The sequence below is a fragment of the Candidatus Binatus sp. genome (assembly GCF_030646925.1).
GTDB lineage: Bacteria > Desulfobacterota > Binatia > Binatales > Binataceae > Binatus.
Window position 1 is genome coordinate 65,782 of sequence record NZ_JAUSKL010000124.1, and the last position, 13,076, is coordinate 78,857.

Consider the following 13,076-nt stretch of genomic DNA (forward strand, 5'->3'; position numbering starts at 1 on the left):
GCGGATTCGGAACTATTCTTGGTATCTGCGTAGCGGATTCAAATCAAGGGTTCGCGACCGCCAACTGCGAATGCCGATACATTATGCGCTGAGCCTCGACTGACACTCAATCGGGCGCTTTGGTCCCGCGCAGCGCCTTGTCCTGCACCTCGGCCATCGCCTTGACCGTCTCGACGATATACCTCGCGGGCAGAACTCCCGCGAGGCCCGAGAAAACCGGGTCGCTGGTGAGCGAACTGTTCGCCTCAAGGATGCCCCACAGCGCAAAGCGCAACCCGGCGCTGACGAAGACCGGCGCACCGCTCGAGAATCCAGGCGTGCCGCCGCCGTCGAGCAACGACAGTTGCTGCAGGCCGGCGCCAACCACTTCGGTTTCGGCCGGCACGGGCACCGAGACATGGCCGAAGCGTGCGAGCGCTTCGAATCGCGGACGCGAGGCGCCGACGGTCGCGGCCGTCAGGTAGTAAATCTGCGCGCCGGTTTCGGGACGCGTCAGCGGGTCGTCGTTGCCAAGCAGTGAGCTCAGCGGTATCGGAGCAATCGCGGCGCCCTCGGAGGTAAACGGCACCGCGGCGACGTCGGCCTTTTCATTCAGCGGATCGAGCACCCATTTGGCCTCTGGCGGGAGCGGTTCTTCGCGCATCGCGGCGGTTTTCGAATCTTCGAGGGTGAGGAACAGCCCGCTGCGTTCGTTGCCTTGTTGATCGAGCAGATTGTGGCGAGCGGTCACGAGATAGACGAAGGACCGGCCCGGAAACGCCTCGCTCGGCACGGCGACAAAGAAGGCGGTGCCGACCTGCACGACGCGGCCGTTGCCATGGCTCACGATACCGGCGACGTTGCGCAAGGTTTGAGTCGGTACTGTATCGGCGACGGATTTAGCCGGCGCTGAAAGCGCGGCGGCGATCGCCAGCGCGAGAGTCGAGGCTACGGCATTTCTCATTCGTGGGGATTCACTCACAGGCTTAAATTTTTTGGGGACGATTCCGACGTGACAGGATAGCAGTTGGAGGGGAGTTGCGGCCAATCAGAATTCAGCAATAGAAACGGCGCGGCAAAAGATTGAATCTTCGACCGCGCCGCGGATTAAGGCTCAAGTTATGCTGCTAGATGACGGCGCATATTACTATCGATTGCGGCCTCCGCCGCCCGCTCCACCGCCGCCACGACGGCGATCGTCTCCGCCACCGCCGCCGCCGCCACGCGGACCGCCGGTGCTGGCGCGCGCTTCATCGATCTTGATCCGGCGTCCTTTCAGATCGGTGTCGTTCAGCGTCTGGATCGCGTTCGCCGCCTCGCTCGCCTCCGCCATCTCGACGAAACCAAAGCCGCGCGATTGTCCGGAAAATTTGTCCGTCACGACCACCGCGCTCTCGACCTTCCCCGCCTGCGCAAACAGTTCAGCCAAGTCCTCCTGGGTAACCGCGTAGGCGAGATTCCCTACATACAACTTCGTAGGCATACAAGCCCTCCTTCTGAATTTGCCGGATAGCTCCTAAACAGACGACCCTGCGGGGGAACCTCGGGATCAGTGAGAAAGGCGGCGTCCGAGCGTTATCGATGATTTCAAACATATGCGCGCGACTGGTTAGTGTAAAGGACGGATGCGGCGGCGGCGCGACGCGCCGAAAACGAGCGGTGCAGATTCATCGAGCGGAGTTGTTCCGTGTCATCCCGAGCGAGCCTTGCGACGAGGGATCCCGGAGCCGGGATTTCTCGCTGCGCTCGAAATGACACGGAAAGAGTGTGGCGATCTAATGACGCGTTGCGGCCGCGTCGGCAATCGGGGCGTCGAGCAGTGGCGCGAGGAAGTCGCGGATGTAGCGATTCACCAGTTCTGGCTTTTCCTGCTGCACCCAATGGCCCGAGTCGGGGATGTACTTGATCTCGAAGGGGCCGGTGAAAAGATCCTCCATGTTGTAGGTGAGTTCCACCCCGAGTGCGAAATCCTGCTCGCCCCAGATGAGCATCGTGGGCGCGTCGATCTTGCGATTGAGCCAGTCGTTCTGCCCGGGCTTCGCCATCAGGCCGGAGCGAAAATTCGCGCGGTAGTAATTGATCGCGGCGGTGATCGAATAAGGATTGCGGAACGCGGCGCGGAAGAATTGCAAATCGTCGTCGGTGAAAACGTTTTTCTGCACGGCGCCATCGCGAAGCGCGCGCGTGAGCAGTTCGTAATCGTGGCGGCGGAACATCACGCCGACGGGCGCGTCGGTCTCGCCGTAACCGCGCATCTCGGGCGCGACACAGTCGAAGCTATCGGAGAGCGCGCGGATCTGATGCCGATACGAGTACCAGCACTCGGGGAATCCGTGCAGCATCACGACGAGCGGACCGGCGCCCGCGCGCGCGAGCCGCATCGTGAGGCCGCTCTTGAGCGTCAATTTTTCGAAGCGCCAGGGCTCGGCCATCGTCGATGCCGCTTCAGCCTACTTGTAGCGCGGCAGCAATTCCTTGCCGAAGGTTTCGATCTGCTTCCTGTTCTCGGCGAGCGGCAGCAAGCCCTGGTCGCCCTGCCATACGAACCATTCCGGATGGATATTCTCGACCATCGCGTCGAATTGGCGGCGCACCTGATCGACGGTGCCGGTATAGGCGAAGTCGGCGCGCTCCATCCGCGCGACGGTGCATTCGGACTGCGGGAGGATTCCGTTCGCGACCGGAAACTTCGCTTCGTCCTCGGGCTCGCGCCAGGCTTCGAAGAATCCAAAATGATAGAAGAATTTTTGAAAGGCGGTGCCGCAGATTCCCTGCTGCGCGAGCGCGCGCGCCTGGTCGCGATTCTCCGCAAAGTACATCGCGTGCAGCACGCCGATTCCCTGCCCGAGATCGAGCCTGCGGCCCGCCTTGCGCGCTTCCTCGCGAAACGCCTCGGCGAGCTTGCGGACTGCGGCCGGTTGCGAGATCAGAATCGTCGGCGTGATGTTTTCGCGCGCGCACCATCGCACGGTCTCCTCGCTGATCGAAAAAGCCTGGAACAGCGGCGGATGCGGTTTCTGGTACGGCTTCGGCACCACGCTGATTTTCTGGATGCGGCCGAGCTCGTCCACTTCGCCCGGGAAGCCGTACTCGCGAGTCCATTCGTGCGCGAGCCACGGCGTGCCCTCCTGCGGATACGGATACTCGTAGTACTTGCCCTTGAAACGGAACGGCTCGTCGGCCCATGCGAGTTTGAGAAAGCGGAAGACTTCTTCGAAGGCTTCGCGATTGATCCGATCGGTCTCGCTCTTGTCGCTGGTGGTGGCGCCGACGTGAATCTTCTGCGCCATCTGGTTGAGCCATCGCGATTGATAGCCGCGCGCGAAGCCGACGAAGGTGCGGCCCTTGGTCAATTGATCGAGCCACGAAATTTCGAGCGCGAGGCGGAGCGGATTCCACCCCGGGAGGACGTAGCCGATCGGGCCCACCTTGATGCGCTTGGTGTTGTGAATCACGTGCTGGGTGAGTGTCGGCAGGCTGCCGATCTCGAGGCCTTCACTGTGCAGGTGATGCTCGGGGAAACAGACCGCATCGAAGCCGACCTCCTCGGCGAGTTGCGCAAGTTCGACGACCTCCTCGATCATGCGCTGCCATCGTTCGGTTTGATTTGCGATCGGGCGCTGGCTGCGGCGTTCTTCCATCGTCGCGGGCAGCGTGGGCAGGAAAAAGTACATCGATTTCATGCGGCTCTCCTTCTTCCTCTCAGCATTAGTCCTCGAGAAAAAAGTTTGCCAGCGAAGTACGTCGATGAAGTTCGCGTCGCGAAGAGGTGGTCCGGCGAGCGTCGCCCGCGGATGTTTCACGTGAAACATTTTTTCAGCCATCTCGTCTGTGTTGAGAACGCACCTGGTTTCACGAGGAATCGCAGCGAGGTGAGAAGTCCGCGCGCTCATCCGCAGGTGCGATGTTTCACGTGAAACGTCTGAAAGTTCAGGAGAGTTCAGGGGAATGAAACGCGAAGGGACCGAGGCGGATTCTCCTGTGGCACAGGCTTCAGCCTGTGGAGGTGTGATCGCCGAAGCCCGGCGTGCACGCGCGTTCGATCAAAATCAAAGGCGATCAACAGGAACGGAAGAGGATCCGGGATTCTTCGCTGCGCTCAGAATGACAAAATGTGATGACGCGACGAGTAGGCGGCATGCGGGATGATAGCAGGGGCGTCGCGGTGGCGCCGCAAGGCGGCGACATCGCGACAGCACCCTCACCGGCCTCTTTATCCTGGAGCGATTCGGCCCTTCGGCCCGAAGTCGGCTTCGCGTGCGTTCCCGCGACTTCGGCCTCCTCTCCCTCAACAAAGCGCGATTTTGTTGGTGTTGACACTCAGACCGGAAAGTGATTAAATTCCTGTCATGCAGAACCTAGCTTCATTCGACAGAATGTTCGCGACAGAAGGTGGCTGCAAGCGCTATCTGGAACGCAAGCGCTGGCCGAATGGTGTGACCTGTCCGCGATGCGGAGCAAAAGAGAAAGTCTATGCACTCGCGGCGCGGCCCTTCCATTGGGTTTGCAAAAGCGGCGCTGAAACGCTCGACAAAGAGACTGGCGAATTGGTGATTTGCCACAAGCGCAATGGATACCGATTCAGCGTCATCACACGCACAATCTTTCAGGACACAAAGATTCCTCTCAAGCTGTGGTTCAAGATCGGATTCTTGATGATCACCGCGAAGAAGGGCGTTAGCTCGCTGCAGGTCCGACGCATGGTATTTGGCGAATACTCAGGCACCGATTGGCGCACCTGCTGGTACGTCTGCCATCGCTGGCGCGCCGCGATGAAAGGCGATGCGATCTCGCTCACTGGCGAAGTCGAGGTTGACGAAACTTACGTCGGCGGCAAGGCTTTCAACCGTCATAAAAGCGCCAAGAAACAGCGGCGCGGTGGATGGGACAAAGTTGCAGTCATCGGCGCGATCGCACGCAAAGGAATGGTCGTCGCAAAAGGGATCGAAAATACCGATACTGAAACCCTCGATAGCTTTGTGCATTCCGCCGTAGGCCCGAACGTGAGCTTAGTCGCGACCGATGAACACTCTGGATACCGGCTGCTTGGCCGCGATCTTCCGCACGGCGTCGTGCGCCACAGTGCGGGCGAATACGTAGTCTGCGCGGTTCACACTCAGACAATCGAGGGATTCTGCTGAAGCGCGGCATCATGGGCAGTTACCACAAAGTCAGTAAAGACTATCTGCCGCTTTATATGAACGAATTTTCTTGGCGCTACAACAATCGGAAAAATCCAAACGCATTTGCTGATTTGATTACGACGTGCGGTAACTAGCCGTCCGAATCTGGAAGCGCTAAAGTATCGTGGTGGCTTCCATTCGAAATGGCAACGGAAAAAAGGCCCCCAAAAAATACGTTCCAAGCGAAAAACAACGCACAGAGGACGAGCGCATAAAAGAAAAACTCGAACGTCTGACCGATGCTGATTTAAGGGAATTTGACCGAGTATTAGAGCGTGCCTTCAAACAACCACAAACGGCGCGAAAAAGTGGCGACTAAGAACTTGCGTCTCTCTGCCGCGATATTGTGCGAGAGAGTGCTTGTGGAAAAAGACGAGGTCCTGAGCATTATCAGGCTCGTAGACACGTTCTATGTACACGTTCCGAAAGAACTCCCAGAGGCCGCAAATCCGGTAGTTCAATTGACCGCGTTGCTGTCTTTCAAACGAGGTGACGAACCAGATACCGATAAGCATCAGGTGAAATTGAAGATTCAGCCGCCAACGGGATCGGCTGCAGATTTACCGATAGTGATGGACTTTGTTTTCAAACCTGGCGATATCGCAAGCGCCAATTTGATTATGAATATCCAACTCGGAATAAAAACATTCGGGCGATTCCGATTGGACGTATTTGTCGATGATCAGGGACCGGTCGCTGAAATTCCGTTTATGCTCCTTGAGCAGCCTGAACAGAAAACTCCTGAGAGAGTCCACTAGATGCGGTGGTTACGACCGGCTCGGTCAGGGGCGCGTGCTCGATCAACACCTTAATTGGAGAAGCGATCAAACCTTTTAGTTCTCTCTCCAGCGCGTCATCGTCCAAATGATCATCGGAGTATTCTGCGAGGCGGAGTTCGATCGCGCCAACGAGACTCTGAGCGGCATCATCACTATCAAGATGCATATCCCAACTTTGAGAAACCAACCAATCCTCAAAGTCGTTCAAAGTGATATCGCGAACCAGATAGGCGAGCAGCCGTTCGCGTATTTGTGATTCGGTAATCATGGCAAAGAAACCAATACCACAAATCGTCCGCATCGGTGAAACGGAACTGCGTCGGCTGTTCAATGAGAATTATTTGCCGCAGATTGGCACGAACAAAATCGAGGAACGGGTGATGAGAGGCGCGGGGAAGCATCCTGCGCCAGCACCAGCGCAGGAGCCGTACTGTACCGAGAGCCAACAGGTTTCTTATCGTGATCCTGCGACTGGCAAAGAGCTTGCTCGCGCACATCGGTATGTACGACCGGACGGGACGCTCGGCGCAAGCGGCAAGCCCGACCCCAAGCGAGTCTCCGTGAACGACGTTCTTTACCGAATCATCAAACAAAAAAACCGGCCATAGCCTAAAAGCCGACCTGTCACGTCGATACGAACGGTATTCAAGTTGAGTGTCGATTGCGACAAAATCGCCCAACAAAGCGGGCGAGGGAAAGGAGACGGCCACTGCTCAAAAGGGACAGGGCCGCGGCGAGGAACTCGCCGCGGCTCTTTCAAATCAATTCCCGTTCAATTCAATTTCCGCTCGAATGAATTCCTGCGGAAATCAATTCCCGCAGAGACTTTGCAGTCTCCGCGGATCTGTCGAAGCAGCTAGGCGGCGACCTTGGTCGTACCCTGCAATGCGGGCACTTCCGGATTGCAGATGTAGCGAATTTTCGGCATCGTCACGTCCGCGACGGTAAACGTCGCCGAGATCGGATTGCCCAGCCTGAGGTTGTCGCCCGCGCCCCAGCAGTTGTTGTCGAGATGCAGGATTCGGGGCTTGCCGCGCTCGGCCTTCGAGAAGACGAACTCCGGATCGACCTGCACCAGCACCAGCTTGCCGTCATCCTTGTTGCGCGCCAGATGCATGCTCGCGATGTACTGGATGTCGTTGCCGGCGATCACGTCGCGATCGACCAGTTCGCATTCGAGCGCGGTTTTGCCGTCGGCGACGACCCGTGCGACGACGCGATCGTGCCGCAAATCAAGCTTCACTTCGCCCGGCGCGACCGGAAAACCCCATCGCTCGCCTAGTTCGCGGCGCGCGTCTGCGCTATCGCAGAAACTGCGCAACACGAAGCCGCGGGGACGAACGCCGGTGCGGCCCGCGATGCGAACTTCGGCGATCGAAAACGCACCGGCCGGACTTTCGGGACAATGCATCACATTGAAGATCGCGTAGGACGGAATCGACGGATGCATCGTGCGCGGGATCAGGTTATCGGCGGGATCGTCGTCGATCTCGATATTGATGCTCAGAATCTGCGCGCCCTTCAGCAGCCACGGCTCGGTCTTGTAGCCGTTGATAGTCGCGGCGGCTTTCGCCCAATCGGCGACGTTGAGATTTCCGTAACGTGGAGGCATCAACGACCTCCGGCCGCGGCGGCGGATTCGCTCGCGCCCTGAAAATGCGGCATCACTTCTTTCGCAAAAAGGCGGAGGCTGTTGAGCACCTGTTCTTGCGGGATCGTCTCGAGCGCATTCAGCAGGAAGTTCACGCGATCGACGCCGCAGGCTTCCCACTTCTTGAGTTCGCGCACGAGTCGCGCAGGATTGCCGATCGCGATACCCTCGGGCGCGCCCGACGCGTCGCCGGGGCCCGATGCTTCCTGCCGGAGTGACGGGAGCAAGCCGAGCGACGGATACGATTTGCTCGGATACGCCTCGCGCGCGGCGAGCAACTGCGACGCGAGATAATTGAAGGTGCCGGTCATCCGTTTGCCGACCTTCACGCCTACCGCATCGTCCTCATGGCAATAGAGGAAGTTAACCGTCGAAACATTTTCATTAACGAAGTCGCCGACCGGAGTGCAGTTGCGAATGATCTTGCGATAGCGCTTGACCTTCTCATCCTGCTCCGCGAAACCGCCGAAGGTCAGCCCAAGACTGCCCATCCCGCGCTCGGCGGCGTCGATTTCAGTACCCGGACTGGTGACCGCGACCCACAGCGGCGGATGCGGTTTCTGATACGGCTTGGGCACAATCGTGCGCTGCGGCATCGACCACGAACGTCCCTGATACGAGTAACGTTCCTGGGTCCACATCTTGGGGAGGCAATGGACGAATTCGTCCCAGGTTTTTTTGGTTTCGTCGGGGCTCGCGCGGAAGCCGCCGAGTTCGGTCCAGGTCGCGGAGCGTCCGGTGCCTACTTCGAGGCGGCCACCCGACAGGATATCGAGCACGGCGGTGCGCTCAGCGATTTTGATCGGATGATTGAACTCGGGGACGCATACGACGATGCCGTGACCAACGCGCATCTTCTTGGTCTTCATCGCGCAGGCGGTGAGGAACAATTCAGGCGCCGGGCAGTGAGAATATTCTTCGAGGAAGTGATGCTCGACGGCCCACACCTGATCGTAGCCAAGGGTGTCGGCGAGCGCGACTTGTTCGAGGCAATTGTCGTAAACCGTTTTTTCAGTTTCGCGCCCCCAGGGTCGCGGTACCGAGATTTCATAGAAGAGACCGAATTTCATGGGTTTACCTCCACATACCGGTCGTTTAGCGCAATCTTGGGCGGAACGAAAGCCCCGCGTGAGAGGAAAGAAACGGAATTCGAAACCCCTCACGGGTTTCGAGCTTCCTGGGGCATCGCGAAGCCGACTTCGGGCCGCAGGGCCGAATCGCAATAAGATTAAGATGCGCGCTACGCGCTGTTAATAGTTGAATGGGTAAACGCCGGAAGAGATCGAGGCTGAAGTCCTCCCGAGCGAAGCCGCCTCCTCTGTCATTCCCGCGCGTGGCTGCCGCGCGAGGAATCCCGGCTCCTCGTTCCTCTTCTGTCGCCGCGCAGTCCCTTCCGTCATCTCCTCTTCGTCATTCAGAGCGCCGCGAAGAATCCCGGATCCTTTGTTCGCGCCGACGGCACCCTCACCCGCCTCTCTATCGTAGAGCGATTCGGCCCTTCGGCCCGAAGTCGGCTTCGCGGCTGACGCGCTTCGGCGCGCCTCTCCCGCAACAAAGCGGGCGAGGCAAACCTCCGGGATTCTTCGGCGTCGCGGCCTTAGCCTCTGAATGACAACAGTGGTGCAGTTCGCTCGGTACTAGAGATTCGATGCCGTCATCGATCAGTTCAGCGAAGAGATTCGGGATTCCTCGCGCGGCAGCTTACCTACTTCGAGTCGGCCCTCCGGCCCGACTCGGCTCCGCGCGCGCGGGAATGGCAGAATGCCAAACGGCATCGAATTTCTTGGTACCGAGCGAATTTCATCGATAAGCGCACACTTCTCAAGTGTCGGATGGAGAAGAATGGAGGTCGCGGCCGAGGCGCTCGCGGCCAAGCATGATCACGACCGCAGTTGAAACCATCACGATCGCGGCGACGCCCGCGAGCGCCGCCGAGTAGCCGAATTTCTCCGCGAGCAGCGCCTCGCCGAACGCGGCGTTGGATGCGAGCAGCACGCCCATCTGATACGCGAGGCCGGAGAACAGCCCGCGCACTTCGGGCGGTGATAGCTCGGTGAGATGCGCCGGGATGACGCCCCATGCGCCCTGCACCATGAACTGCATCAGAAAGGCGCCAGCGATCAGCATCGCGAGCGTGCCCGGATAGATCCAGAGCGGCACGACCAATCCGGCGCAGATCACCGCGAACGCCATCGTGCGGCGCCGTCCGAGCCGATCGGAAAAATAGCCGAAGACGAGACCGCCCAGCACCGCGCCGACATTGTAGATCAGCGCGATCGTCGCGACGGTGCGCGAGTCGAAGCCGCGCTGCTTCTGCAGAAACGTCGGATATAAATCCTGGGTGCCGTGCGAGACGAAATTCATCATCGTCATCAGCAGGACCAGGTAGAGAAAGAGGCGCCAGTTCTCGCGGACCGCGCGCTTGATTTTGGCCATGTCCGGACGGTTGCGCTCCCAGGCCTCGGACTCGGGCACTTTGGCGCGGATGTAGATGGTCAGCAGCGCTGGCGCGCCGCCGAGGAAGAACATCGCGCGCCATCCGAAATACGGAAACACGAAGAAGTACGCGGCGGCGGCGAGCAGGTATCCGACCGCGTAGCCCTCCTGCAGCAGGCCGGAAAAGAAGCCGCGCCATTTCGGCGAGACCGCTTCCATCGCGAGCGACGCGCCGACGCCCCATTCACCGCCCATCGCGATACCGTAGAGCGCGCGGAGGAAGAGGAACCATCCGTAGCTCGGCGCGAAGCCGCTCAGCACCTCGACGACTGAGTAAAAGATGACATCAATCATCAGCGGGATGCGGCGGCCGTAGCGATCGGCGACCCATCCGAAGATGAGCGCGCCAACCGGGCGCATCGCGAGCGTCGCGGTGATGGTGAAGGCGACGTCGGCGACGGATTTGTGAAATTCTTTGGCGACGGTCGGCAGCACGAAAATCAGCACAAAAAAATCGAAAGCGTCGAGCGCCCAGCCGAGAAAGCTCGCGAGCAGAGTGTGCGCGGCCTCGCTCGAGGTGATCTTGCGCGCCGGCGGGAGCGCGGGAGTCGAGGCGGTCGCGGACATGGCGTGCAATGTTTAATCGAAGCGTCGTGGCAGAGGAAGGAGCGAGGAAAAGAGAAGAGTTCGAAACCCCTCACGGGTTTCGAGCTTCCTGGGGCGACGCGAAGCCGACTTCGGGCCGCAGGGCCGAATCGCGATAAGATAAGATGCGCGCTACGCGCTGTTAGTAAAAGGCATAAGAGAAAAAAGTAGGTTAGATGATTCAGCCAACGATGCGCGATGAGGGCGATTCAGATGAATCGAAGTAGGAGAGCATTCATAGGGGCAGTCGCGATCGCGGTTGTGGTGGTTGTGCTGAAGGAGGTGGCAACATCGCGCGCTGAAGAAAAAGGCGACCCGTATGCGTTGCCGAAAGATTGCGCGGTGCGCGAGGGTTTCGTCGCGGTCACCGGCGGACGCGTGTGGTATCAGCGGGTCGGGAGCGGCGACGCGACGCCGCTGCTGACGCTGCATGGCGGTCCGGGCTTTGGTCACGATTATCTGCAACCGCTCGGACGATTGTGCGCCGAGCGTCCGGTGATTTTTTACGATCAGCTCGGGTCGGGAAAATCCGATCGGCCGAAAGACGATAACTTGTGGCGGGTCGCGCGCTTCGTCGAGGAACTGGGGCAGGTGCGCGCGGCGCTCGGCTTGAAGCGCGTGCATATCCTCGGGCAATCGTGGGGCACGATGCTGTTGACGTCCTATATGCTGACCAAGCCGGACGGCGTCGCGAGCGTGATTTTTTCCGATCCGGCGATCTCGATGCCGCAGTGGGTGAAGGATGCGCGGCGGCTTCGCAGCGAGTTGCCGGCGGAGACGCAGGCGACGCTCGATCGCCACGAGAAGCTGGGCTCGACGAACTGCTACGAGTATCAAGCCGCGGTGAACGAGTACTACAAACGCCACGTATGCCGGCTGGCGGTTTATCCCGAGGTGCTCGAGCGCGCGTTCGCCGGACTCGGGCAAAACGTTTACCTCACGATGAACGGCCCGACCGAGTTCAGCGTGACGGGAAATTTGAAGGACTATGATCGCGTCGCGCGGCTCAAGGAAATCGCGCATCCTGCGATGTTCATCTGCGGGCGTTTTGACGAAGGAACGCCGGAGGCGACCGAGTCGTATCATCGCGCGATGCCGGGCTCGGAGTTCGTCGTGATGGAAAAGAGTTCGCATATGCCGATGCTCGAGGAGCCAGACAGATATATCGAGGTGGTGCGCGAGTTCATCGGCAAAAACGATCACGCGCAGTAAAGAAGGAGAAGAGATCCGAAACCTCACGAGGTTTCGGGCTTCCTGGGGCAAAGAAGATGCGCGCTACGCGCTGTGAATAAGGGCACAAGGAACGGCGTCGCGCCGTTGTCGGGGCTAACTTAGCATTCTGTTAGCGGAGTAAATTTGCCACCGGATATTGAAGTTGCTATCACTCTTCGTGAAATCAGCTCGGGAGCCAGCGTGCCACTCAGCAAAGACAAGTTACGGAGTACTGTTTCGAAACTTGCCGAGCGCCCCGGTCATGAGGCGGTCCGCAGCGCCGTCAAGGCGCTTCTGGTTATCATCTGGGCGCGGAGCCCTCGGACGTTCACTTCGAGAAAACTCTACCGGAAGTCAGCGGCCGGCTCGATGCCCTGATCGGTCGGACCGTTTTTGAATTCAAATCTGATCTGAGAAAAGAACGCGCAGATGCCGAAGCGCAGCTTTCCTCCTACCTGGCTGATCGTCAGAAGGCGACGGGTGATCGGTTCATAGGGATTGCCGCTGACGGTGCTGAGTTCGTCCCGTACGAATTGCGAAACGGCAAGCTTCGCACCTTCCAACCGTTCAAAGTTTTGCGTGGTGACTGGGAAGGGCTCACGCGCTGGCTGCGCAGCTTCGTGGCACTCGACCCGGAAAAGCGTCCCGATCCCGAGACGGTGCGAAAAGAACTTGACCGTGAAAGCCTCGTTTACGAAATCGCGCGTTCGCGAATCGGCGAACTATGGGACGTGGCGAAGGGGCATGACGATGTGGGCCTCAAGCGGCAACTGTGGGCCGATCGTCTGAGCCTGGTGTATGGCACCGCCATCAACGACGACGATCTCTTCTTCCAGCACACCTATCTCACGATAGTGGCCAAAACCATGGCCACGCTGGTGCTTGACGTAAAAGTGCCCGATGCGCCGAAGTTGCTGTCCGGCCGAGTATTTCAGGATGCAGGAATCGAAGGGGTCGATCCCGCAATTTGACAGCGCCAATCCTGTTCATCGCGATCTTGCCTCCGCGGCCGAGAAGGCGGAGCAGATCGCATCTTCGGTCGAGATACCCGAGGCGCTTCATTTCACGCGCGCACGCCAACTGATCCGCAAATCCTTGAAGGATGCGGGACTCTGGGATCAAATCGAAAAGCTGGCCGAAGCCGCACTGCGGTAAGATCAGGCCTCTTTGGCGCCCTGTTGTCGGAGCGGC

The 13,076-nt window shown here is 59.2% G+C and carries 15 protein-coding genes and 1 pseudogene; 7 read left to right on the forward strand and 9 right to left on the reverse strand.

Annotation, left to right across the window (positions count from 1 at the left end; all coding sequences use genetic code 11):
- Positions 1–106 precede the first annotated feature (106 nt).
- From Q7S58_RS21395 to Q7S58_RS21410, 4 genes are all read right to left on the reverse strand, one after another.
- Positions 107–943: a hypothetical protein gene (locus tag Q7S58_RS21395; RefSeq protein ID WP_304830828.1), complete on the reverse strand. Its 837-nt coding sequence runs from the start codon at positions 941–943 to the stop codon at positions 107–109.
- Positions 944–1,126: 183 nt separating this feature from the next.
- The gene (locus tag Q7S58_RS21400; RefSeq protein WP_304830830.1) at positions 1,127–1,462 is read right to left on the reverse strand and encodes an RNA-binding protein; all 336 of its coding nucleotides are present in this window, start codon (positions 1,460–1,462) and stop codon (positions 1,127–1,129) included.
- Between the two features lie 292 nt (positions 1,463–1,754).
- On the reverse strand, positions 1,755–2,411 hold the full coding sequence (locus Q7S58_RS21405) for an alpha/beta fold hydrolase (protein WP_304830832.1): 657 nt from the start codon (positions 2,409–2,411) through the stop codon (positions 1,755–1,757).
- Positions 2,412–2,429: 18 nt separating this feature from the next.
- Positions 2,430–3,662: an LLM class flavin-dependent oxidoreductase gene (locus tag Q7S58_RS21410; RefSeq protein WP_304830834.1), complete on the reverse strand. Its 1,233-nt coding sequence runs from the start codon at positions 3,660–3,662 to the stop codon at positions 2,430–2,432.
- A gap of 693 nt (positions 3,663–4,355) precedes the next feature.
- Here Q7S58_RS21410 and Q7S58_RS21415 point away from each other — a divergent pair.
- From Q7S58_RS21415 to Q7S58_RS21425, 3 genes and pseudogenes are all read left to right on the forward strand, one after another.
- Positions 4,356–5,257, forward strand: a pseudogene (locus Q7S58_RS21415) (IS1595 family transposase).
- A gap of 32 nt (positions 5,258–5,289) precedes the next feature.
- On the forward strand, positions 5,290–5,481 hold the full coding sequence (locus Q7S58_RS21420) for a hypothetical protein (protein WP_304830838.1): 192 nt from the start codon (positions 5,290–5,292) through the stop codon (positions 5,479–5,481).
- 43 nt (positions 5,482–5,524) lie between these two features.
- Positions 5,525–5,920 carry a hypothetical protein gene (locus Q7S58_RS21425; protein WP_304830840.1) on the forward strand — a complete coding sequence of 132 codons (396 nt, stop codon included), beginning with the start codon at positions 5,525–5,527 and terminating at the stop codon, positions 5,918–5,920.
- Here the strand turns inward: Q7S58_RS21425 and Q7S58_RS21430 are convergent.
- Positions 5,871–6,209, reverse strand: a complete 339-nt coding sequence (locus Q7S58_RS21430) for a hypothetical protein (RefSeq protein WP_304830842.1) — start codon at positions 6,207–6,209, stop codon at positions 5,871–5,873. The two genes, Q7S58_RS21425 and Q7S58_RS21430, sit on opposite strands and share 50 nt — an antisense overlap.
- On the opposite strand from Q7S58_RS21430, the gene Q7S58_RS21435 reads away from it, so the two are divergent.
- The gene (locus Q7S58_RS21435; protein WP_304830844.1) at positions 6,208–6,549 is read left to right on the forward strand and encodes a hypothetical protein; all 342 of its coding nucleotides are present in this window, start codon (positions 6,208–6,210) and stop codon (positions 6,547–6,549) included. The two genes, Q7S58_RS21430 and Q7S58_RS21435, sit on opposite strands and share 2 nt — an antisense overlap.
- 248 nt (positions 6,550–6,797) lie before the next feature.
- On the opposite strand, the gene Q7S58_RS21440 is transcribed toward Q7S58_RS21435, so the two are convergent.
- The 3 genes from Q7S58_RS21440 to Q7S58_RS21450 form a co-directional block, all read right to left on the reverse strand.
- The gene (locus Q7S58_RS21440; RefSeq protein WP_304830846.1) at positions 6,798–7,553 is read right to left on the reverse strand and encodes a hypothetical protein; all 756 of its coding nucleotides are present in this window, start codon (positions 7,551–7,553) and stop codon (positions 6,798–6,800) included.
- Positions 7,553–8,662: an LLM class flavin-dependent oxidoreductase gene (locus Q7S58_RS21445; protein ID WP_304830848.1), complete on the reverse strand. Its 1,110-nt coding sequence runs from the start codon at positions 8,660–8,662 to the stop codon at positions 7,553–7,555. The genes Q7S58_RS21440 and Q7S58_RS21445 overlap by 1 nt, the downstream gene beginning before the upstream one ends.
- A gap of 751 nt (positions 8,663–9,413) precedes the next feature.
- The gene (locus Q7S58_RS21450) at positions 9,414–10,655 is read right to left on the reverse strand and encodes an MFS transporter (protein WP_304830850.1); all 1,242 of its coding nucleotides are present in this window, start codon (positions 10,653–10,655) and stop codon (positions 9,414–9,416) included.
- Between the two features lie 231 nt (positions 10,656–10,886).
- On the opposite strand from Q7S58_RS21450, the gene Q7S58_RS21455 reads away from it, so the two are divergent.
- Positions 10,887–11,885: a proline iminopeptidase-family hydrolase gene (locus Q7S58_RS21455; protein WP_304830852.1), complete on the forward strand. Its 999-nt coding sequence runs from the start codon at positions 10,887–10,889 to the stop codon at positions 11,883–11,885.
- Positions 11,886–12,229: 344 nt separating this feature from the next.
- Here Q7S58_RS21455 and Q7S58_RS21460 read toward each other — a convergent pair whose 3' ends face one another.
- A complete protein-coding gene (locus tag Q7S58_RS21460) occupies positions 12,230–12,448 on the reverse strand; it encodes a hypothetical protein (protein WP_304830854.1) in 219 nt (72 codons plus the stop codon).
- Here Q7S58_RS21460 and Q7S58_RS21465 point away from each other — a divergent pair.
- Complete coding sequence (locus tag Q7S58_RS21465) at positions 12,419–12,856, forward strand: hypothetical protein (RefSeq protein ID WP_304830856.1); 438 nt, start codon at positions 12,419–12,421, stop codon at positions 12,854–12,856. The genes Q7S58_RS21460 and Q7S58_RS21465 overlap by 30 nt on opposite strands.
- Positions 12,822–13,040, forward strand: a complete 219-nt coding sequence (locus Q7S58_RS21470) for a hypothetical protein (RefSeq protein ID WP_304830858.1) — start codon at positions 12,822–12,824, stop codon at positions 13,038–13,040. Before Q7S58_RS21465 ends, Q7S58_RS21470 begins: the two co-directional genes overlap by 35 nt.
- The last annotated feature ends 36 nt before the right edge of the window (positions 13,041–13,076 follow it).